This window comes from Algoriphagus sp. CAU 1675, from assembly GCF_029222925.1.
Classification (GTDB): Bacteria; Bacteroidota; Bacteroidia; order Cytophagales; family Cyclobacteriaceae; genus Algoriphagus.
Genome location: NZ_JARHUI010000002.1, coordinates 399,540 through 422,333, shown reverse-complemented (window position 1 = coordinate 422,333; position 22,794 = coordinate 399,540). Strand labels below are relative to the sequence as shown.

At 41.3% G+C, this 22,794-nt stretch carries 21 protein-coding genes; 15 read left to right on the top strand and 6 right to left on the bottom strand.

The genetic code is table 11. The annotated features are described in order from the left end of the window. The first annotated feature begins 5 nt into the window (after positions 1-5). Both P2G54_RS05790 and P2G54_RS05785 read left to right on the top strand, forming a co-directional pair. Positions 6-1,601, top strand: a complete 1,596-nt coding sequence (locus P2G54_RS05790; RefSeq protein WP_275869115.1) for a SulP family inorganic anion transporter — start codon at positions 6-8, stop codon at positions 1,599-1,601. Positions 1,602-1,705: 104 nt separating this feature from the next. Next, positions 1,706-3,040 carry a hypothetical protein gene (locus P2G54_RS05785; RefSeq protein WP_275869114.1) on the top strand — a complete coding sequence of 445 codons (1,335 nt, stop codon included), beginning with the start codon at positions 1,706-1,708 and terminating at the stop codon, positions 3,038-3,040. Between the two features lie 42 nt (positions 3,041-3,082). On the opposite strand, the gene P2G54_RS05780 is transcribed toward P2G54_RS05785, so the two are convergent. Next, positions 3,083-6,070: a DUF2723 domain-containing protein gene (locus tag P2G54_RS05780; RefSeq protein WP_275869112.1), complete on the bottom strand. Its 2,988-nt coding sequence runs from the start codon at positions 6,068-6,070 to the stop codon at positions 3,083-3,085. A 171-nt stretch (positions 6,071-6,241) separates the two neighbouring features. On the opposite strand from P2G54_RS05780, the gene trxA reads away from it, so the two are divergent. From trxA to P2G54_RS05720, 12 genes are all read left to right on the top strand, one after another. After that, a complete protein-coding gene (trxA, locus tag P2G54_RS05775) occupies positions 6,242-6,562 on the top strand; it encodes a thioredoxin (protein WP_275869110.1) in 321 nt (106 codons plus the stop codon). An 89-nt stretch (positions 6,563-6,651) separates the two neighbouring features. Next, positions 6,652-8,073, top strand: a complete 1,422-nt coding sequence (locus tag P2G54_RS05770; protein ID WP_275869109.1) for an MBL fold metallo-hydrolase — start codon at positions 6,652-6,654, stop codon at positions 8,071-8,073. A gap of 131 nt (positions 8,074-8,204) precedes the next feature. Continuing rightward, on the top strand, positions 8,205-9,593 hold the full coding sequence (locus P2G54_RS05765; RefSeq protein WP_275869107.1) for a hypothetical protein: 1,389 nt from the start codon (positions 8,205-8,207) through the stop codon (positions 9,591-9,593). Positions 9,594-9,619: 26 nt separating this feature from the next. Then, positions 9,620-10,201 carry a YeeE/YedE thiosulfate transporter family protein gene (locus P2G54_RS05760; RefSeq protein WP_275869106.1) on the top strand — a complete coding sequence of 194 codons (582 nt, stop codon included), beginning with the start codon at positions 9,620-9,622 and terminating at the stop codon, positions 10,199-10,201. Positions 10,202-10,213: 12 nt separating this feature from the next. Further along, positions 10,214-10,690, top strand: a complete 477-nt coding sequence (locus P2G54_RS05755; protein ID WP_275869104.1) for a DUF6691 family protein — start codon at positions 10,214-10,216, stop codon at positions 10,688-10,690. 251 nt (positions 10,691-10,941) lie between these two features. Continuing rightward, on the top strand, positions 10,942-12,108 hold the full coding sequence (locus P2G54_RS05750) for an MFS transporter (protein ID WP_275869103.1): 1,167 nt from the start codon (positions 10,942-10,944) through the stop codon (positions 12,106-12,108). Between the two features lie 5 nt (positions 12,109-12,113). Beyond that, entirely contained in the window at positions 12,114-12,833 is a 720-nt protein-coding gene (locus tag P2G54_RS05745) for an acyl-ACP thioesterase domain-containing protein (protein WP_275869101.1), read from the top strand. 161 nt (positions 12,834-12,994) lie between these two features. Then, entirely contained in the window at positions 12,995-14,056 is a 1,062-nt protein-coding gene (locus tag P2G54_RS05740; RefSeq protein WP_275869100.1) for a c-type cytochrome, read from the top strand. After that, entirely contained in the window at positions 14,053-15,399 is a 1,347-nt protein-coding gene (locus P2G54_RS05735) for a hypothetical protein (RefSeq protein ID WP_275869098.1), read from the top strand. The genes P2G54_RS05740 and P2G54_RS05735 overlap by 4 nt, the downstream gene beginning before the upstream one ends. Positions 15,400-15,943: 544 nt before the next feature. After that, the gene (locus P2G54_RS05730; protein ID WP_275869097.1) at positions 15,944-17,140 is read left to right on the top strand and encodes a DEAD/DEAH box helicase; all 1,197 of its coding nucleotides are present in this window, start codon (positions 15,944-15,946) and stop codon (positions 17,138-17,140) included. A 9-nt stretch (positions 17,141-17,149) separates the two neighbouring features. Continuing rightward, positions 17,150-17,386: a cold-shock protein gene (locus P2G54_RS05725; protein ID WP_275869095.1), complete on the top strand. Its 237-nt coding sequence runs from the start codon at positions 17,150-17,152 to the stop codon at positions 17,384-17,386. 12 nt (positions 17,387-17,398) lie between these two features. Then, a complete protein-coding gene (locus tag P2G54_RS05720; RefSeq protein ID WP_275869094.1) occupies positions 17,399-17,593 on the top strand; it encodes a cold-shock protein in 195 nt (64 codons plus the stop codon). A 74-nt stretch (positions 17,594-17,667) separates the two neighbouring features. Here the strand turns inward: P2G54_RS05720 and P2G54_RS05715 are convergent, their stop codons facing one another. Beyond that, complete coding sequence (locus tag P2G54_RS05715; RefSeq protein ID WP_275869092.1) at positions 17,668-18,666, bottom strand: 2-hydroxyacid dehydrogenase; 999 nt, start codon at positions 18,664-18,666, stop codon at positions 17,668-17,670. A 6-nt stretch (positions 18,667-18,672) separates the two neighbouring features. Then, positions 18,673-19,857: a hypothetical protein gene (locus P2G54_RS05710; protein ID WP_275869091.1), complete on the bottom strand. Its 1,185-nt coding sequence runs from the start codon at positions 19,855-19,857 to the stop codon at positions 18,673-18,675. 137 nt (positions 19,858-19,994) lie between these two features. Between P2G54_RS05710 and P2G54_RS05705 the strand changes: the two genes are divergently transcribed. Beyond that, complete coding sequence (locus P2G54_RS05705; RefSeq protein ID WP_275869089.1) at positions 19,995-20,417, top strand: Dabb family protein; 423 nt, start codon at positions 19,995-19,997, stop codon at positions 20,415-20,417. Here P2G54_RS05705 and P2G54_RS05700 read toward each other — a convergent pair whose 3' ends face one another. The 3 genes from P2G54_RS05700 to msrB form a co-directional block, all read right to left on the bottom strand. Continuing rightward, entirely contained in the window at positions 20,418-20,825 is a 408-nt protein-coding gene (locus P2G54_RS05700; RefSeq protein WP_275869088.1) for a hypothetical protein, read from the bottom strand. A gap of 153 nt (positions 20,826-20,978) precedes the next feature. Further along, positions 20,979-21,365 (bottom strand): response regulator, encoded by a 387-nt coding sequence (locus tag P2G54_RS05695; protein WP_275869086.1) that lies wholly within the window; start codon positions 21,363-21,365, stop codon positions 20,979-20,981. A gap of 265 nt (positions 21,366-21,630) precedes the next feature. After that, positions 21,631-22,728, bottom strand: a complete 1,098-nt coding sequence (gene msrB / locus P2G54_RS05690; protein WP_275869084.1) for a peptide-methionine (R)-S-oxide reductase MsrB — start codon at positions 22,726-22,728, stop codon at positions 21,631-21,633. Positions 22,729-22,794: the final 66 nt, after the last annotated feature.

Sequence of the window (22,794 nt, the reverse complement as noted above, 5' to 3'; positions counted from 1 at the left end):
TCCTAATGAAAAATTCATCAAAACTCCAGGCCCCAAAAGACGGATGGGCAGGATTTAAAGAAAATTTGTCAGCAGATGCTACTGCCGGATTTGTTGTATTCCTATTAGCAATGCCTCTAAGTTTGGGTATTGCCAAGGCCTCTGATTTCCCGCCTATCATGGGTTTGTTGACCGCTATTATTGGCGGTTTAGTAGTAAGCTTTATTGCAGGTTCCAGAATGACCATCAAAGGTCCAGCTGCTGGTCTGATTGTCGTGGTAGCGGGATCCGTTGCCGAATTTGGAGGTGGTGAAGCAGGTTGGAGACTTGCGCTCGGTGCCATGGTGGTTGCAGGTTTGGTACAGATCCTGTTTGGGGTTTTCAAACTAGGAAAGCTTGCCGATATTTTCCCCCTTTCTGCAATTCACGGTATGTTGGCAGCGATTGGTATTATCATCATCGCGAAACAGGTTCCTGTACTTTTGGATGTGAATCCAGAGTTGTACAAAGGATTAAGCGTGTTTGGTATGATCTCTTCCATTCCGAAGTTTATTGCCAATCTAGACCCCAAAGCCACTTTAGTCGGGGCAGTCAGTTTGGCGGTTATGATGGGTTGGCCTTATATCAAAAACCAGACTATCAAGAAAATCCCCGCTCCATTGGTGGTGTTGTTGATCGCTATTCCTGCTGAGTTGATTATGGATTTTGAACATACAGAACCTGCATATGCATTGCTTCATATCGGGAACTTTGTTGAAAACGTGAAATTCAATGCGGATTTCTCTGGTATATCTCAGGCTGGGGTATTTATCAAATATGTGATCATGTTTGCCTTGGTTGGTACTCTAGAGTCCTTGCTTACAGTCAAAGCCATTGACTTGGTGGATCCTTATAAGAGAAAATCCAATAATGATAAGGATTTGATTGCAGTAGGGGCTGGTAATACTTTGGCTGCTTTGTTGGGAGGACTTCCAATGATCTCTGAGGTAGCCCGTAGTTCTGCCAATGTCAACAGTGGCGCTAAAACCCGTTGGGCAAACTTCTTCCATGGATTCTTCATTTTGTTGTTTGTGCTTTTGGCTACCCCTGTTATTGAGATGATCCCAAATGCGGCTTTGGCTGCCATGTTGATCACTGTAGGTATCAAGTTGGCTCACCCTAAAGAGTTTGTTAATACATTCAAAATCGGAAAAGAGCAATTGGCAATTTTCTTGGTGACTATTTTCTTCACCATTTTCGAAGATTTGTTGGTTGGAATTGCTGCGGGTATTGTGTTGAAAATGATCATCCATTTGATCAACGGAACTCCGATCAGCTCATTCTTTAAAGCTCCAACAGTAGTTTCATTTGAAGGAAACGAGTATTTGGTGGAAATCGATAAAGCCGCAGTTTTTTCCAACTTTTTGGGAATCAAAAGAAAGCTGGAAGAAATCCCAGCCGGTTTCAATGTGACTATCGACCTTAAAAATACCAAGCTGGTGGATCACTCCGTAATGGAGAATCTCCATCATTTCCAGCATGAATATGAGGAGCACGGTGGTACAGTGAAAATCATCGGTCTGGAAAATCATAAAGCGGTATCCAGTCATCATTTGGCTGCCAGAAAATTGGTAAACGCCTAATTTCTTCTTTAGTTTTAACCTGTTAGACCATTCCGGGAGTCCTTTTTGAGGGCTCCCCGGAATTCTATTTCTTTTATTTAACACTAAAATTCGTGAATAATATCTTGAAAAAACTCTTCGTCGGCCTGGTTCTGACGGCGGGTTTAATACACAAAAGTGAGGCTCAGGGAGACAAAGATTTAAAAGTCTTTCTGAATGAAGAAAAAACCCATTGGGTAAAAGGTACTGGCCTGGCCCAGATATGGGTGAGGTATACAGACTTTAACCCGGGCTCCACAATCTATGGGACACCAAAAAATGATGGGTTTGATGTAGGTTTAAGACGGGTGAGATACCAGATGTTTGGTCAGATTACCGATCAGATATTTGTGTATACCCAATTTGGAATCAATAGTTTTGGTTCTCTTTCTGGCAGGAAGCCCGGCCTGTTTTTGCATGATGTGACAGCGGAATACGCTGTTATACCTGATAAATTGACCATAGGGGCTGGCTTACATGGATGGAACGGTACTACCCGGTATTCTTCTTCTTCCGTAGGAAGTATTTTGGGTATGGACCTTCCTTATATCATGGAGTCCACCAATGATGTTACGGATCAATTTGTTAGAAGATTGGGTGTCTATGCCAAAGGACAACTTGGTGGACTGGGCTATAGATTCTCCGCTTCCAATCCTTTCCCGATTCAGACTGCATTAAGTGCAGTGCCTACCTTGCCAGATGGGGTTGCCGGAGTAGCTTATTACAGCACTACCGCTCCTTCTATGGACTACCAGTCCTATTTGATGTGGCAGTTTAGGGATAAGGAAAGCAATCAGTTTCCATACATGACAGGATCTTACCTAGGCAAGAAGAATGTATTCAATATAGGAGGAGGTTTTTCCTACCAGGACAATGCGATGGATTACCGAGAAACTGCCCAAGGCCCTGTACTTCAGCAGGCGAGTAAGCAATTGGGTTTGGACGTTTTCTATGATGCTCCTATCAATAAGGATAAAGGAACAGCTATTACTGCCTATGCTGCTTTCATAGATTATGATTTTGGGCCTAATTATTTGAGGAATGGAGGAGCAATCAATTCCGCTAATGGGGTGAACTCTCAGGGAACATTTAACGGAGCAGGCAATAAATTTCCCTTAATCGGAACAGGTCAGGTGTACTATGCTCAGGCCGGTTATTTGATGAGAGATGACTTGCTTGGTAAATCCGGTACTCTACAGCCTTATGCTCAATTGATCGTCTCTGATTATGAACGAATCCAAGACCCGATCACGGTTTTTGATTTGGGTGTCAACTGGCTTCAGGCAGGACATAGATCCAAGCTTTCTTTAGATTATCAAAGTCGGCCAATTCTGGTAGAGGGATCTACTGGGAAATTGGTGAAAAATACCTCTGCATCCCGAAAGGGAATGATGGTCTTACAGTACCAATTTGCTTTTTGATAGAGGTTTTAACCCCGGGAGATTCTCCCGGGGTTAATTTTTTTAGTCGTTTCGCTGAAGGGCCCCACGACTGTTAGCCTCAGCACCCAATAATTGTTCTAGTCTTATTTGCAAATCCCCGGCCTTTTCCTCATAGCCTCTTTCTTCCAGAAGCGGGATAAAGTATTTGACCATTTCTATGGAAATCATCATCTCCCGGTCATAGTCCCTGTTTTCCCGGGTATAAAATTCAATCATATCCAGGGATTTCTTGGATACTTTATCGATGATATCCAAAGCTTTCTCTTCTTCGCCTACCTCAAAGAACAATGGGACAGACTGCCCACTGGAAAGGTCATAAGGAATGGCCTCATTCGGCATTACTTCCAGTCCATAATTCAGGATGTTGGCCGCCTTTTCCATGTCATCTTTATCCAATAGAGCAATGGCGATGCTGTTGATGGCACTTCTGTGGTTGGAAGCAAATCTACGGTACTCTTCATCCAAATAGGCATTAGGATCATTCATTCCTCTAAAGGCAAATTTGGTGAGGTAGTTTTCATAAGCCAGGTCCGTGTTGACCAACTCTTCTCTGAGCATGCTTGGCTTTCTTACCGGTAATAGGCGATAGGTCAGACCTTCCATAACCACGTGATTCTCCAAGTTGAGGCCAATGGTTGCAAGGGAGGTGTTGTTGAAATATATCGGTCTGTCCCAGTTATTGGATACGATCAGATCCAAAAGCATCAAAGTACCTTTGGTGACGTATTGTCCCTTTATTTGAAGGTTCATTTGCGGAGTAAACAGCGGGGCGAACTCTGCAGGAATGATCTCTTGTTTTGCTACCGAATTACTGTCCACATCCAGGATCAGGTTTCTGGAAGGAACCATGTTGACCACACTTTTTCCTCCTGTCTGCATCTTGAGGAGGTCAGATCCGGAATTGAGCAGTTTTAGGTATTCCTTTGCAGAAATTGCATCCAGTCCATCCCTTTCCATCACATAAAGCACATCATTGGTACCCTTCTGATAACGTTCTGGTCCAAGAGAGAAAGGCAATGCATTGGATTCATGCACCGGACGGGTCATTTGCTCGACATACCAATCCGTATCAAAGTAGCTGAGTACAATTACGCGTACATCAGTTCTGAAGCCTTCTACTTCTTGTACATACCATAGCGGGAAAGTGTCATTGTCCCCGCCTGTAAATAGAATTGCATTAGGGGCGCAAGACGCCAGGAAATTTCTTGCCGAATCCACTGAGAAATACCTGTCCTTTCTGTCATGGTCATTCCAGTTTTCGGATGCCATAATTCCTGCAATCGGAAGGGTAATTAAGGTGGCGATCAGACCTGAATTCACGGTATTTTTGGTGAATTTGTTTAATCCATTTGCGATGGCCAAAACTCCCAGACCTGCCCAGATGGCAAATGCATAAAAGCTACCTACGTAGATATAGTCTCGTTCTCTGGGCTCTATAGGAGGTGAATTGAGATAAAGCACTAACACCACACCCATCATCAGGAAGAGCATCAGATTTACATAAAAAGACTTGGGATCGGCTTTTGCCTGGAAAAACAGCCCGATGATCCCTAAGAGAAGGGGAAGCATCAGGTAGTTGTTGTGCCCTTTGTTTTCTTTGATGTAGTCCGGGTATTTATCTTCTAGGGCATCGGTAATTCCCATCCATGGGGCATCGGTAAAGTCACTTTCTCTTCCGGAGAAATTCCACATGAAATATCTCCAGTACATGTGCCCCAACTGGTGGCTGAGCATGAAGTAAATATTGTCCCCAAAGGTTGGTTCCTGGCCTTCCCTCAGTCCTAGTTTTTGTCTATAGATACGCTTGTGATTCTCCTGAGTGGAATAAATACGAGGAAGTATTGTGGTTTTCTCAGGCTCATAGGTATTGATCAGTTGGTAGTCGGCTATTTCGTAACGGTCTTTTCCTTTACGATAAATAGGAGCTCCTTCTTCCTGGTCAACCAATTTGGCGGTGAAATACTGCCCATGAAGCAGTGGACGATATCCATATTGCTCACGTTTCAGATAGGACACATAACTAATAATGTCCTTTGGTGCGTTTTCATTGATCACTGGATCTTGATTGGCTCGGATCACGATCAGGGTATAGCTGCTATATCCGATCAGGATAAAGATCAATGAAAGTAAAACTGTATTTAAAGTAGCCAGTTCTTTTCTTCTGGAATAGCGATAGACGTAAATCAGGGTCGCAAAAAAAGCAAGACCAAAGACTACTATCCCGGAGCCAAAAGGCATGCCTAGGCTGTTTACAAAAAATATTTCTGTGGAACCGGCAAGACTTGGAAGTCCCGGGATTATGATATTGTTAATAACAACCAGCGCAACTCCACCAAGGATAAATGCAATAATCCCTCCTTTTAGGTTTGGGTTCTCGTATTTTTTGAAATAGTAGATCAAGGCCAAAGCCGGCAAAGTCACCAGATTGAGCAAGTGGACACCAATGGAAAGACCCACCAAATAGGCAATGAATATCATCCATCTGTTTTCCTCACGAGGATCTTTGATCACATCCCATTTTAAGAAGGCCCAAATCACTATTGCAGTGAAGAAGGAGGACATGGCATATACCTCCGCTTCTACAGCAGAAAACCAGAAGCTATCCGAAAAAGTGTAAATCAGGGAACCTACAATACCGGCACCCATAAGGCCGATGATGTCTCCTTTACTTTCCGATCCTTCCCGGATTTTCATCAGTTTTCTACCAAAAAGGGTAATCGACCAGAAAAGAAAAAGAATGGTGAATCCTGAAAACAGGGCACTCCCCACATTCATCCAATAAGCTACTTCCAGTCCATTTCCAAATGCGAGGAAGCTGAACATCCTATAGATTAAAAGGAAAAAAGGAGCACCCGGAGGGTGGGGTACTTGAAGCTTGTATGAAACCGCAATAAATTCTCCTGGATCCCAAAAGCTGGCTGTCTCCTCGACTGTCAATACATATACGAGAGTGGCTATCGCAAAGACCACCCATCCTGTGATATTGTTTATTCTCTTAAAATTGAGCATTTATGACGTAAATTAGAGGGACGAAAATATAAAATTAATTACCAAGTCAGGTTTTTTTAGCACATTTTAAACATTCAAACGAAAAGGTCTAAAATGGCCCGTGTGATATTTATTACTGATTAGGGGGGAGGGGCCGTTTTACTTTTGCATTGTAATTTAACCGAAACAGCCATGAGCGAACAGCCTAAAACATTCCAGGAACTAATCGACAGTGAAACTCCAGTTTTGGTAGACTTCTTTGCTACCTGGTGCGGCCCATGTAAGATGATGCAGCCCATATTGGAAGATACTGCCCGGCAGATGGGGGAGAAAGTGAGGATTGTGAAAGTAGACGTTGACAGAAACCCACTTGCGGCCAGCAAATTTCAAGTGCGGGGGGTTCCTACCTTGATTTTGTTCCAAAAGGGTAAAATCCTTTGGAGAGAATCTGGAGTGGTTCCTGCTCATCATCTAGTGAAAGTCCTCGAATCCAGTATTCTGGCAAATGCTTGATCCCAATGTGACAAAAGTCATTTTAGGGGAAGCCGAGCCAAGATAATTTTGAAAAGATTTTAAAAAGAAACCTTATAAAATACAGCCATATGAAAATAGAACAAATCTACACCGGATGTTTAGCTCAAGGAGCCTATTACATCGAGTCTGAAGGAGAAGCAGCGGTAATTGATCCGCTTAGAGAAGTACAGCCTTATATCGAAAAGGCCGAGCGAAGAAATGCTAAGATCAAATATGTGTTTGAAACACACTTCCATGCTGACTTCGTTTCCGGTCACAAAGATTTGGCAGCTAAGACTGGTGCTAAGATTGTTTACGGCCCAACAGGAATGAAAATGGGCTTTGATGCCATCATTGCAGAAGACGGACAGGAATTCACTTTGGGCAAAGCCAAAATCAAAGTGATCCACACTCCTGGTCATACCATGGAGTCTGTATGTTATCTTTTGACAAATGAAGAAGGAAAAGAAGAAGCAATCTTCACTGGTGATACTCTCTTCATCGGAGATGTAGGTCGTCCGGACCTAGCTCAGAAAGTTGTTGAGGATTTGACTCAGGAAAAATTGGCAGCCCACCTGTTTGATTCCTTGAGAAACAAGATCATGCCTCTTCCAGATGATTTGACCGTTTATCCAGCACACGGCGCAGGTTCTGCTTGTGGTAAAAACATGAGCAAGGAGACTACCGATACACTTGGTAACCAGAAGAAAACCAATTATGCACTTCAGGATATGACCAAGGAAGAGTTTATCAAGGAAGTAATTACCGGTTTGACTCCTCCTCCTGCATATTTCCCTCAAAACGTAATGATGAATATCCAAGGATATGACAGCATTGATGAGGTGTTGGAAAGAGGTGTGAGACCATTGACTCCTACTGAGTTTGAGGTTGCTGCAAATGAAACAGGTGCTTTGATCTTGGATACCAGAGATGCACAGGATTTTGCAAAAGGATTTATCCCTAACTCTGTAAATATCGGAATTGACGGAAGTTTTGCGGTATGGGTTGGTGCTATGATTCCTGACTTGAAGCAAGAAATTCTGGTAGTTGCTGACGAAGGAAGAGAAGAAGAGGTTATCACAAGATTGGCCCGAGTAGGATATGATTATTCCATCGGATACCTCAAAGGAGGTTTTGATGCTTGGAAAGCAAGTGGTCATGAAATTGATCAAATCAAGTCCATCAGTGTAGATGAGCTTGCAAAAATCAAAGAAGAGAACCCAGATATCAATATCCTGGATGTAAGAAAGAATTCCGAGTTCTTGTCAGAGCACGTTATTGATGCTGAAAATGCTCCACTTGATTACATCAACGACAGCATGCTTAAAGTAAATAAGGATAAGACTTATTACGTACACTGTGCCGGTGGATACAGATCCATGATCTTCAACTCTATCTTGAGAGCGAGAGGTTATGACAATCTTATCGATATAGCTGGAGGATTCAAGGCTATCAAAGAGTCTGAAAAATTCAAGGTAAGTGACTACGTTTGTCCAACTACCCTCTTGTAATTAGGAACGAGAAAGTTGCAAACACCCTTAAAATGGCAGGCTCTATAGCTTGCCATTTTTAATTTAAAAATGGACCATGTGACCTTAGTCACAAGAAAATGAAGGCAAGTCCTATCAAATTTGAAATTGAAATGAGATCGTTGATCCTAGTCTTTACGCTGTCACTTTTTGCCCTGCAATCCTTTGCTCAGCATTGGAATGAAAGTGCTCAAAGTGATTCTGATGAAAAACTCTTTGGAAGAGATTTGAAGGCTGGTTCTTTCGAGTTTCATCTTCGTTCGTACTTCATGAGTACGCTGAACGAAGGGGAACTTACCGATTATTCTACTTGGGGAACCGGTGCAGGGCTTGGCTATTTCAGCCCCAGATGGAAAGGATTTGGAGTGGGATTCAGTGGGTTCTTTGTTTTCAGACATTTTGAAAACAACATCACTATTGAAGATCCTATTACAGGTCGTGGAAACCGATATGAAATCACCTTGTTTGATGTCCATCATCCGGAAAACCACAAGGATATGGATAGATTGGAAGAATTTTACATTTCCTATCTCAACGACAAGGTTTCGGTTTGGGCAGGTAGACACCACTTCGAGAGCCCGCTTCTAAATGCCGCTGATAACAGACTCCGTCCCAACCTCTTCAGTGGGGTTTCCGGAGACTATAAGTTTGGGGATTGGAAAGTAACCGGAGCCTGGTTTACTCACCTGATTTCCAGAGGTTCTTTGGAATGGCTTCCAGTCGAGGAGTCTTTGGGCTTTTATTCTACAGGAAGAAACCCTTATGGGGTAGATGAAAGCTACCATCACCATGTTCGTTCTAAAGGTATAGGCTCTCTTGGACTCGAGTATGAACAAGAAGACCTGAAGTTTAAAGCCTGGAATTACCTCGCGGAAGGAATGTTTGACATTACTTTTCTGGAAAGCACAGGAAGGAATGAGTTAAAACCGGGTCTCGATCTGGTTTGGGGTGCGCAGGGGTTCTATGAAACAGCTGTTGGAGATGGAGGAAATCCAGATCCTTCCCTGACGTATATCATGCCGGGGGAAAACACGTTCGGTGGAGGCCTAAAGGCAGGATTGAACTGGGGACATTCAGAACTTTCCATAAATTACCTGGGGATTTCGCATAATGGTCGCTTTTTGTTCCCAAGAGAATGGGGCAGAGAGCAGTTCTTTGTTTCCCTACAAAGAGAAAGATTTGATGGACTGGGAGGTGTGAACACCCTCATGCTTAGATATGATCAGACATTTATACATGATCAATTGATGTTTTCATTCGGAGCATCACATAGTCAAACACCGGATTTGAATAATCTTTTGCTGAATAAATATGGAGTTCCAAATTACTTCCATTTCAGCGGCTTGGTTGATTATAGGTTTAAGGGATATTTTGAAGGTTTGGATTTGCAGTTTCTTGCAGTTTATAAGCATGAAAACCTGGATGCACACCTGCCTTTAGAGTATGTTATTAATCGTGTAAACATGGCGAACCTTAGTCTTATTTTGGATTACAGGTTTTAAGAAAAAAAGAAGAACAACTAAATTAAATGATTCAATTTATGGAATGGATTACTCAACCCTGGCCATGGTATGTTGCCGGGCCATTGATCGGACTGACAGTTCCGGCTTTATTAATACTCGGGAATAAGACCTTCGGGATTTCTTCTTCCTTGAGACACATGTGTGCTGCCTGTGTGCCAGCTGGAATTCCTTTCTTCACTTACAACTGGAAGAAAGAAATTTGGAACTTACTCTTTGTACTTGGAGTCTTGATCGGAGGCTTTATAGCGACCAATTTCTTAGCTAACCCAGAGACCATTGTGGTTTCTGAAGCTACGCAGGCGGATTTGACAGCTTTGGGAATTACGGACTTCACTAGCTTATTGCCTTCTGATATCTTCAGTTGGGAAAATCTCCTTACTGGTAAAGGTCTTTTGTTCTTCGTAGTTGGAGGCTTTTTGGTTGGATTCGGTGCTCGCTATGCAGGAGGTTGTACCTCAGGTCATGCTATTATGGGGATCAGTTCCCTGCAGTGGCCATCTCTATTGGCGACCACTTTCTTTATGATCGGTGGTTTCTTTATGACACACGTGTTGTTGGAGCCTTTAATGAAGTTGGTAGGATTTTAAAAGACAAAAGAAATGAAAGTAGCAGAAAATAAAGCAAATGTGGATTCTCCCATAAAGAAACCTTACGAAGAAAAAGGTTTACAACTTGTAAAATACCTGATCATCGGTATCATGTTTGGGATCATCTTTACCAAAGGTGAGATTATCTCTTGGTTCAGAATCCAGGAAATGTTCAGATTACATTCATTTTATATGTATGGTGTGATCGGATCTGCCATCGTAGTGGGTGTGATATCCGTGCAGGTGATCAAAAGATTTGGGATCAAATCTGTTCACGGAGAGAAAATCAATATCCCTGACAAGGAATTTAGAAAAGGCCAGATTATCGGTGGATTTATCTTTGGTTTGGGTTGGGCCTTGACTGGAGCTTGTCCAGGACCTTTGTTTGCCCAGATTGGTAGTGGATTCACTGTAGTGTTGGTGACCCTTCTTTCCGCTTTGGCTGGAACTTGGGTATATGGAAAATTTGCCAACAAATTACCCAACTAAACAGGTGAAATAGTAGGGGAAGCCGTCAAATTCAATATTTGGCGGCTTTTTTTAGTTAAAGACTTTTTTGATAATGAACCGGATCATCCAAATGATGGAAATCAGGATGATGCCTACGATGATAAACTCCATAGTTGACTTTTATTAATAACTAGTTGAATGGGTTTTAGTTTGGACCTGGTTTTTCAAAGCTAGGGGTTTATTCTGTATTCTTTGCGTAACTTTGCACCGCCAAAAACCTATTTAATCTCATGAATCCACTTTCCAAAAGAAGAATTGCTCTAGGGAGTTTATTTTTCTTTGTAGGACTTTGTTTTGCCAGTTGGGCATCCCGTATTCCAGATATTCAGGCCAAATTCCATCTTTCCGAGGGACAGTTGGGGACTTTATTGTTGTTTCTTCCCCTGGGATCCATGATTGGGTTACCCTTAGCTGGTTGGTCGGTTCACCATTATGGAAGCAGAAGGGTGATCCTATTGGGAGGGATTGTCTATTCCCTTACCTTGCCTTTGATCGGATTGAGTTCGGGACTCTATACACTTGTCCCTGTTCTGATTCTATACGGTATGCTAGGCAATATCATGAACATTTCCCTCAATACCCAAGCCTTGGACTTGGAGGACCAGATGGGGAAAAATATCCTTGCATCTTTTCATGGGCTTTGGAGTATGGCAGGTTTTGCCGGTGCCGGGGTTGGTGCAGGCTTGATTTTCCTGGGTTTGTCTCCTGCGGCTCATTTTGCCATTATTATGTGTGTGGCTTTATTGATTATCCTGTTTGCCCAAAAGCACGTCGTCAAGGAACAAAGTACCTCAGAAGGAAGCGGTTTGGTGATTAGAAAGCCTGATGAGTTGCTGTTGAGGGTAGGTTTGATTGCATTTCTAGGAATGATGTCCGAAGGTTGTATGTTTGACTGGAGTGGGGTTTATTTCAAAAAGGTAGTTCAGGTTGAGCCATCTTTGGTTGCGGTGGGATACGTAGCCTTTATGGGGGCCATGGCCGGAGGAAGATTTGTGACCGACAAACTAGCCCATAGATTTGGGAAAGTTGCAATAATACGGGTCAGTGGTATTCTGATTTTTTTGGGATTGATTTTATCGGTGTTGTTTCCAACTTTCGATTTCGCAACCCTGGGATTTTTGTTAGTGGGTTTGGGAATAGCATCCATTGTGCCGCTCTCTTATAGCATCGCAGGAAGATCAAAACTTTATTCTCCGAGTGTAGCTTTGGCCTTGGTCTCCACAATTTCTTTTTTTGGCTTCTTGTTGGGACCTCCATTAATCGGATTTATTGCGGATTTATTTGATTTGAAGGTGTCTTTTGCATTGATTGCAGTAAATGGGCTAGGGATAGCCCTGCTGTCTACCATTCGAAAGCAGGTATTTTTTCCAAAAGATTTTCAGCCTGAGAGCAACTAAACAACATGAGCCTTCCTGAGAATTTTCAGTATCACAAAAAGTTTCAAATTGGATCCTTTCAGGTTGATCCCAGTGGAAAATTAAGGATTCGATCATTGGCGGATATCCTACAAGAGATCGCTTGGGAACATGCCGATTCGGGAGATTTTGGTCGTAAACTTTTAGAAAATAATCAAATGTGGGTTTTGTCTAGGTTTGAATTCAGAATCCAAAAAATGCCTCTTTGGGGAAAACATGTGGAGGTATATACAGGGGGAAGAGGAGTGGATAAGCTTTTTGCCTTTCGGGAATTTTTGGTTCAGGATGAAGATGGAAATGAGTTGGCAAGGGCGATGTCCTCTTGGCTTTTGGTTCATACCCAGACCAAAAGGATTCTAAGACCCGAGCAGGTTTTACCTGAGGAATTATTTGACCCGACTCTCAAACCAAGATGGCAACCGGAAAAAATCAATTTGGAGGGAGTGTTGATCGCTCAGGATTCCATTAAAGTAAGGTATTCAGATCTTGACCTTTACAATCACGTGAATAATACCAGTTATATCCGATGGATTGAGGATATGCTGGGAGAACTTGGTTTAGATATAAATTACCTCAACATCAATTACCTTGGAGAATGTATGCTGGGAGATGAAGTTAATCTTTCACTTTTTGAAGCAACCAACCATTTTTATTTTAAGGGGGAAGTTGGAGGGAAAACCATGATTACGGCTATTATTTCCAAGTGATTTTTGACAGGATAAATAAGTTAGTCTACATATTTTCCGTTTTTCTTGAGTAAAGTTCCAATCGGAAAAGCCGTCATAATTGATTAAATTCAATGGATGTGACGTAAGTCACAGCAAAGGGGCTTAACTATGTCGCATTTTTGTATAGAATCTTTAGGACTATGAATCAGATTGGAAAACCTTTTCTTCAGTTAATCTCTTTGATGGTGGGATTATTGGCCCTCTCAGCAGCACTTGTTGCCGTTGTAGGGTTTGTTGTTTATTTGGGATATTCAGGAGTTCAACTTCCAAAATTGGGAGGTGATGAGCCGACCATATTAGCTTCCGTTGAAGAATCGCCTAAGGTTAAGCCACTGATGGATCCTGTTGGCATGTGGGTAGCACCAGATTGGGCTACCGTTGATCAAGAACCTAATGCGGAGGATATCAAATATGGTAAAGAATTGATCGCCAATACCGCGGCTTACCTCGGTCCTAATGGGAAAGTTAAAAAATTATCAAATGGGCTGAATTGTCAAAACTGCCACCTTCAGGCCGGAACAGCTCCATTAGGAAATAATTATTCAGCAGTTTCTTCCACTTACCCTAAGGTTCGTGCCCGGTCTGGAAAATCAGAAGATATTCCCAAGCGGATCAATGACTGTTTTGAAAGAAGTTTGAATGGTAATGCTTTGGAGCTAGAAAGTAAGGAAATGATTGCAATGGTTGCTTACATGGAGTGGCTCGGAAAAGATGTTCCAAAAGGAGAAAAGCCCAAAGGATCGGGAATTTATGCTCTTCCGTTGCTAGATCGAGCTGCTGATCCTATAAAAGGGAAAACCGTCTATGAGAATCAGTGTCAAAGCTGTCATGGTGCAGATGGTCAAGGTATGCCTAAGCAAGATGGTTCCGGATATATCTATCCACCACTTTGGGGAGATCATAGCTACAATAGCGGTGCAGGGCTTTATAGATTGTCCCGTTTTGCCGGATATGTTCGTGCCAATATGCCTTTGGGAGCCACCTATGAGAACCCACTGATTACCGATGAAGAAGCATGGGATGTGGCGGCCTATGTGAACAGCTTGGAGAGACCTTCGAAAAGCCTAGCAGGAGATTGGCCTGATATTTCCAAAAAGCCTATGGATCATCCTTTTGGACCTTATAGCGACGGTTTCTCAGAGGAACAACATAAATATGGTCCTTTCAAACCAATTCAAGAAGCGAAAGCTAAATCTGAATGAAACTAGCTGCCGTTGGGCTATTGACCTTCTTGTCAATTCACGTTTTAGCCCAACAACCTGAAAAAGCTCTGAGTGTAACACCCAAAGTCAATTTTAGGACGTTTTGGATGAGTACCTCTTATGCAGAAGATTTTAAGGATGATTATTCCTTAGGGGCCTCCATTAACTTGGGGGCCTCCTTTCAATACAAACAAAATTGGTCCTTTGAATTTGGTTATCGGTACATTTCAAATGTGTGGAGTTCTGATATTTGGGGAATAGACCCATTGTCAGGTCGTAATAACCGATACGAACGGGGCCTGTATGATTTGCTAAATCCCAAGGATCGCTTTTTTGGCAAATTGGAAACCTTACACTTGGATTATAAATCTGGGAAATTGGAGCTTTCTGTCGGGAGGATGCCGATCAATTCCGATTGGATCAATGGTCAGGATGGAAGATTGGCGCCCACAGCAGTGGAAGGTTTGAAAGCCAAAATCCAAGCTGATTCCAACTGGAAAATCACAGGATGGTATATTGATCGTCTCAATGTCAGAGGAACCAGTGAATGGCTCAATCCCGGTGAAACAATTGGTATATTTCCTGTGGCAAGGGATCCCGAGGGAAGACCTTCTGGATATTATGGAAATACCCGTAGCGAAAGGCTGACGGTCCTTGAAGTAGACAGGAAATTGAACAAAGGAAACCTTCACTTTTCTCACACCCTTGCGCACAATATTTTCAATACATATTGGTTGAGATGGGATGCAAACTGGCCTGGTAGTGATCCCCAAAGTGCCTGGATTACAGGACTTATAGCAGGCTACCAGCATGGTATTGGAAATGGGGGGAACTCAAATCCTGAATTAAGATATAAAGACCCAAATGACCAGAACTGGTCGTTTTCAGCCAGATTTGGGTACAAAAAGTCCGGTTGGTTGGCTCATTTGAATTTCACAAAAGCTGGAGGGAAAGGCCGTTGGCTTAATCCCCGGGAATGGGGAAAAGATGCTTGGTATACCTTTGTGCCAAGGGAACGAAATGAAGGGTATGAAAACTTCGAGGCTTTAGTGGCATATGCGGAGTATACTTTTCCAGAAATTAACTTGACCGTTTACAACCATTGGGGATTTCATTGGCTACCATTTGTAGGAGATGTGGCTGGTAATAAATACGCCTTCCCTTCGTACAAGCAGGTAAATGTTGGCGTAAAATACCAACCGAAGAAGTATAAAAATTTGGACTTTCACTTTCTGGTGATGAACAAAGAAGCCTTGAGGAATGAGGCTTTAACTCCCGCTCAGCGGTACAATAAAATCGAAATGATCCATGTCAATGGAATTATTAATTGGAGACTGAATTAGGATTTACCATGACTTATTTTCACCTTTGTATCGGAAGAAACTGATATATAGATGGTTTCTTCCATAGTTTAATAAAAGTTAGCGTTGATTCTCAACATGCTAAAGTAGTGAATCAAGAGTTTCCCCTTTGCAAGGTTTTAATTCTTCTCTTTTCTACTTTTTTAATTCAATAATGGAGTTTTTCCATTTTTTGAATTAGAATCTGCAGAGTAATCCCCACGGAAACATTAGTATTTATAACCTTACAAAACCATTATTAAAACAGTAAAATTTTCGGAATTAGAATTTTCCGATTCCTCTCAACTATTCAGTAAAAGAGTTTATAGTCTTTTTATAGATTCAAACCAATCCAAATTCGGCAATCGTAAAATGGTCAGTGAGACTGTTTTATTGAAAAAATCATTTCTTTATTCGATTGCTCTAGAAGTTTTCGGGTGTTCTTTCTACTCGAAACCTTACTTTTTTGGGGCTGAATTGGACCATTTTAAAATGTTTCATCTCCAGGGAAATTGTCAGGAGTTTGAACCTGTAAAAGCCTAAGACTATGTATTCAAACAATAGAAATAAACCAAGAGTCTCTTCTAATAGGAATTCAAGGCCAAAAGAAAGACCTTCTCAAAATGCCAAAAAAGTTTCCAAACTGGACCCCAGTTTATTGGTAAAGAAAGCTGAGTCAAGTGGAGAAGCAGGATTTAGGACAGAGACTCCTTTTCATACTTTGAAGCTGCATACTGCCCTTTTGAAAAACCTAGAAAATAAAGGCTACGAAAGTATGACCAGTATACAGGAACAAACCATTTCCCCACTTTTGGAGGGACGAGATCTTTTGGGAATTTCCAATACGGGCTCCGGTAAAACAGCTGCTTTTTTAATCCCTATCATTGAGCAGGCGATGAAAAACCCTAAGGTGTTTTCAGCCTTGGTAGTTACGCCTACTCGAGAACTGGCCCTTCAGATTGAAGAAGAATTCAAAAGTCTCAGCAAAGGGATGAATTTGCATTCAGCTACATTTATTGGCGGGACCAATATCAATACAGATTTTAAGGCTTTGGAGAAAAAACTTCATTTAGTGGTTGGAACTCCGGGTAGATTATTGGATCTGTCGAATAGAAAATTATTGCATTTGAACAAAATCGAGACCCTGGTCTTGGATGAGTTTGACCGGATGCTGGACATGGGCTTCGTCCATGATGTAAAAAAGCTTGTTAATTCTATGGTTCGCCGGAATCAGACAATGCTTTTCTCAGCGACACTGGAGGCAGGGCAGAAGGATTTGATTGACAGTATTTTGCAGGATCCAGTGGAAGTGAAAGTCAGTTCCGGTGGGACTGCGAGTCAAAATGTGGATCAGGAAATAATCAGGGTACGTGAAGGTGAAGAAAAGTTCTCACTCTTGACTCAATTGTTTGAAGATCAGCAGATGGATAGGGTGATCATTTTCACTGAGACCAAGCGCTTGGCGGATAGACTTAGTAAGAAACTGAATCATTCAGGGATTAAATCAGGGTTGATCCATGGTAATAAGTCCCAGAATTTTCGAAACAGGATGATAGAGGAGTTTAAAAAGGGAGAAACTCGGGTGCTGGTGGCTACAGACGTGGCAGCTAGAGGAATAGACATAGCTGATGTGTCCCATGTGATCAACTATCAGCTTCCTATGACTATGGATAGCTATATTCATAGAATAGGCAGGACTGGACGAGCCGGAAAAACCGGACGAGCGATAACATTTGTCAATTAAAATTATACAATGTCAAAAAACCAAAACACATTTATCAAGAAACAAAAGGCAGAATTAAAAAAGAGAAAACAAAAGGAAAAACTAGAGAAAAAAATAGCTCGAAAAGAGCAACCTAAAAGTGGGGAATTACAGGATATGCTCGCTTATGTGGATGAATTTGGAAATATTTCCGATACACCTCCTGAGCCTACTCCCCCCAAAAAAGAGAATCCTCAAAATCAAAAATCAAATAAAAAAACAAACTAAAATTTAGAAATCATGAATGAAGGAACAGTAAAATTCTTTAACACAACCAAAGGTTTTGGCTTTATTACACCTGATGATCAGAGTGCGGATGTATTTGTACATCACTCAGGTCTGGTTAACGAAATCCGTGAAAACGATAGAGTTTCCTACGATGTAGTTCAGGGTAAGAAGGGTGTGAATGCAGTTAATGTACAAGTTGTAAAGTAATCACTGCATAACTTCAGAAATCCTTTGTGGGTTTCGATAGGAAGATCCCCAAAGGCTTTGCTTTTGGGGATTTTTTATGAATCGAATACAACTTCATTTTCCATCCTTTCACCATTTTCGAAGGATGAAATATTTTGAAGGGTAGTAAGGGCAATTTGTTCCAGGGCCTCTTGTGTCAAAAAGGCCTGGTGGCCTGTAATTAGCACATTCGGGAAAGTCATCAAGCGGGAAATCTGTTCGTCTTTAAGAATTTGCTCAGAAAGATTTTGAAAAAAAAGAGCCTCTTCCTGCTCATAAACATCAATTCCCAGATACGCTATTTTTTCATTTTTCAATGCACGAATTACCGATTTGGAATTTATCAATCCTCCTCTGGAAGTGTTGATCAGCATGATTCCATCCTTTAAGATTTGGATGGACCTTTCATTGATCAAATGATGGGTTTCTGTTGTAAGTGGGCAGTGTAGGGATAGAATATCCGAATTCATAAATACCTCATTCAATCCCATATATTGAACACCCCTCTTTTTGAGTTCTTCGTTTTCAAATAAATCAAAGGCTATTACCTTGCAGCCAAAGCCTAAAGCAATCCTGCAAAATGCGGTTCCAATGGCTCCTGTTCCGATTACTCCGATTGTTTTGCCAAACAAGTTAAAGCCGGTAAGCCCCTCAAGAGAGAAGTTGTTTTCACGGACTCGGTTGAAGGCCTTGTGGGTTTTTCGGCTTAAAGTCAGGATCAATGCAAATGCATGTTCGGCCACTGCCTCGGGACTATAGGCTGGAACACGCACCACTTTTATTCCCAGTTGTTTTGCTGCTTTAATATCAACTTGGTTATACCCGGCACACCTTAAGGCTATCAATTTAATGCCGGCTTTGGAGAGTTTTTGAAGTGTTGGTTTGTCCAAATAATCATTCACAAATGAACAAACACAGGGATATCCTTGGGCCAGGGTAGCTGATTGTTGGTCAAGTTTGGTGTCAAAATAGGTGATTTCATGGGCGAAGTCCTTTCGGAATCTGTCGAAACTTTTCCGGTCATAGGACTTTGCACTGAAAAAGGCAATTCGCATGGAGAATCAATTCGTTTGTACTTGATAGATGCTAAAGCGGGTTACTTCCTCTTCAATATCCGGATTTTCTGGGTCTTGTACCAAAAATCTATTATTCCCCATTCCAAAAAGGATTGTCCCGGAAATCGAGTTGAGTTCCAAATCAAGCTGTTTTCCTTCTTTTACCAATAGAATTCCCTGCTCTTTTATGTCATCCAAAGGATAGTAAAGTGGGTTTTCCGCTATCCTGCTTTGATAGGCTGCCTCACTGATTCCTTTGTAGTACTGAAGCAAGTACATGCCATCTCCCAAATTGATCAACTTCTTGTTCCTTCCTGCCAAAAACCGCAAGGTATTGATTCTTTCATCATTGGGGGCGGTTTCTATAGGTAATGGGGAATAGCTTAAAAACGCACTGTATTTGAGCGGGACACTTTTTTTGAATGCTAGGTCAGGAAGTGAGTAAACCTCTATTTCCTTCTCAATAGCATGAATCAATATCAGCTCATTCTTTACTTTATCTACAAAGAATGACTTGGTCATCAATTCCTGATAGATGTCTTTTCCTTGTTTATAAATGGAGTTTTCCAGGTAGGGGACTACGGACTTCATTTCACCTGATTCAATATTGATTTGGTAAAAATTCTTCAAAGTGTCCAAACCTTCTTCATTCCTGATTAGATAATGTGCGGATAGATAATTGCTTGGGCCTACCAAGTAAAAAGTACTGTCTTGTTTTTGGAAATATTCAGTTCTTCCCATAGGACCAAAAGTGCGTATGGGTAGTGGAGACTGGATTCGTTGCTCGTGCACCACATCGTAGTTTTTGTCAAATGTGAAAATAGCAAAGGGTAATTCTGCTACTCGCTCACCGTTCGGGCCAAAGCAGATTCCTATTGGATTCCAGTTTCCATAAAGCCCAGGTCCTTCTCCTTTCTTTTTGACTCTATTTAGGATTTCCCCGTTTTCAGATATTTCAAGTAGCTCATCTTCAACGATGGAATAACCCAGGTAACGCTTTTCTTCCGGAGAATAATCTCGGATAAAAACCCGGGTCAAATTATTGACTTCAAAGGAGTCGATTTTTGCAAAAGAGTAAGTTGCCTGATCTGAAATTTGGGATTCTTCAGCCCCTTTTCCACAGGAAAAAAGGAAGGTAAACGAGGCAAGGGCAAACAGTGGCAGATAAAGTTGGTTGAGTTGTAATTTCATATTAATACAAACGTTGATCTACGAAATAATCGTTGAAGGTAAATGCTTATTTTTAAATTTCAATACTTTACAAGAATTTATCTAAAGAAAGCGCAGAAATTACTTACTTGAAGAATCAATCCTTAAACACATTGTAAATGAAGAAATTAATTTATTTACTACCCCTGGCATTTTTGATTGGCTGTGCCAATCAGCAGGAAAGTAATGAGACCCCAGAAGTAATTTTCGAAAAAACCATAGAAATGCAGCCAGATTCCGTACTCAGACATGTAGTTTATTTTTCTTTTAAAGAGACTTCCAGCCAAGAGGATATTCAATCTGTGATTGATGCATTTAGAGATTTACAAAACAAGATAGATGGGATCAAGGGATTCGAGTGGGGTATTAACTCCAGTCCCGAAAATCTAAACCAGGGTTTGACTCATGCTTTTACTCTGACTTTTCATTCTGATGAAGACAGAGATGCCTATTTGCCTCATCCAGCCCATAAGGCTTTTGGCGAGGTTTTAGGACCACACTTGGACAAGGTGATGGTTTTGGATTATTGGACTAAGCCTTAATTATTGATCATAGGGCAGGGCCGAACGGTTGGTTTGGCCGGACTCCTCTATCGACAGAACTTCGGTGACGACGAAGTTTGAGGTTCCCCTCCAAGGCAAGGCTCCGTTGTATTCGTTGTATCGTAGTTCGACGAATTTTCCAGATGCTCTCTCAAGTTTTGCCGCTACCGCTTCATCCACTACACTAAAGCGGAATTCATTACTTTGAAGTCCTCCAGCCGTTGGACTTTGAAATCCTTCTTGAACTACTCTTCCTTCATAAGTTTTGAAGATTACCCCTTTTTTTACAAAATAATTGAGGCTGCCAGCTTTTACTCCTTCGCCAAATACGAAGTAGAACTTATACCAAAAAATTCCGGCAAACATGACGAGTAGAACAATACCGGAAATCCAAGCAAATTTTTTCATTGACTGATCCTATTTTTATTAAAGTTAAAAATAGGTTGGATTAATAGATTATTTCTTGCCAAAAAACATTGGGCAAATCAATCCAAAAGTGGGATTAATGAACTTCATTATAAAAGTGTCGGATTTTAGAAAAGCACTTAATTCAGTTCCTTGTTAGAAAATGGCAAGCTCTTTTAACCTTTCTAGATAAGGAAGGACCAAAGGCTTTTCGATATATTCTATGACTGTATTGTACTTGAGTGCCTTTCTTTTGTCACTTAAGTCAACCGAGGAACTGACAAGCATTACTTTGATTTTTTCCGGCAGTCCATAGCTTTCAATAAAATCCAAAACATCCCAACCATCTATATCTTTCATATAGATGTCCAGAAAAAGTAAAATCGTTCGGTCAGAGTCTACCTCTTGTTCAAGGTATTCGATTGCCTTTTTTCCGGAATCAATAAGAATAGGCTGGTTATGGAACCCTGATTTTTTCACCAAGACCTCATGAAGCTGCAAATATGCAGGATCATCGTCAACAAGAATTAGGTCAAAATCCATAGGCCTAAGCGGATTTAAAATAAAAGGTTTAATTCAAAAGGCTTTGAAACATGCTTTTTCGGTAACCATTTAAAGCATTGTTTCTTATCCAAGTTGTTTTTTGATTCGAAACTTTAACTAACACTAACTGGGTGATATTAGTCGAGGTCTAAAGTGTTTTAACTAAAGTATGAAAATCAATCTAATTATTTTGTATTTCAACTACAAAAAAAATACAACATTTTAAAAATACAACTTTTAGATCCAATCGTATTTTAACTCCGCGTTATTCTAAAAGCCAGAGAAAATCTCCATACCCTTCTGCTTCCATTTGATCTTTTGGAATAAATTTCATCGCAGCCGAATTCATGCAATAACGCAAATAGGTTGGTTCAGGACCGTCATAAAATACATGGCCCAAATGGCTGTTTCCAAGCTTGCTTCTAACCTCTACCCGTGTCATTCCAAGACTTCTGTCAGTAGGTTTGTCGATGATTCTCGCATCTATTGGCTTGGTGAAGCTTGGCCAACCTGAACCCGACTCGTATTTGTCGCTACTACTGAAGAGGGGTGCACCGGAGACAATACATACATAAATGCCTGCTTCCTTGTTTCCGTTGTATTCATTCTGGAATGCATATTCAGTAGCATCTTCCATGGTTACTTCATATTGCATTTCTGTTAAAGACTTTTTCAATTCCTCCTTGGAAGGAGCTTTGTATTTTTCGGAACTCAGTTCAGGCCAATGTTTTTTGATGAAGGCATCTCTTCCACTGCCTTTTCTGTAAGCATAATAGTCGGATGGGTTTTTTTTGTAATAGTCCTGATGGTATTCTTCTGCCGGGTAAAAATTGGTGTATTTGATTAAAGGTGTTGCAACCGGCTTTTCAAATTTCCCTGACCTGTCCAACCTTTTTATGGACTCTTCCGCTACTTGTTTTTGGATGGAATTGTGATAGAAAATTGCGGATTCATATTGAGATCCCCTGTCATAAAATGAACCGCCAACATCTGTGGGGTCAAAGGTCTGCCAAAAAATATCGACAAGTTCGGAGTAGCTGATTACTTCTGGGTCGAAAGTGATTTGAACAGACTCTCTATGTGAGGTTTTTCCACTGCTGACTTCACCATAAGTTGGATTTTTTTCTTTTCCTCCTGCATATCCGGAAACCACAGCAATGACCCCGTCAATTCCCTCAAAGGGTGCTTCCACGCACCAAAAGCATCCTCCTGCAAATGTAGCTTTCTCGGTTTTGCCTTGATAGGAAGAAATTTTTGCAGCATCACTTTCCTCAACTGAAGTTTCGGGGTTTGGACTACAGGCGAATAGAAGGGCTGAAAAAAAACTAATTATGCTGAAACTCATAAGTTTGGTCTGATTCATGCTTAATGGTTCAAAATTCTTCACAAGAGAACTTTCCTGGAATTGATATTTTGTCTGAACAACGTA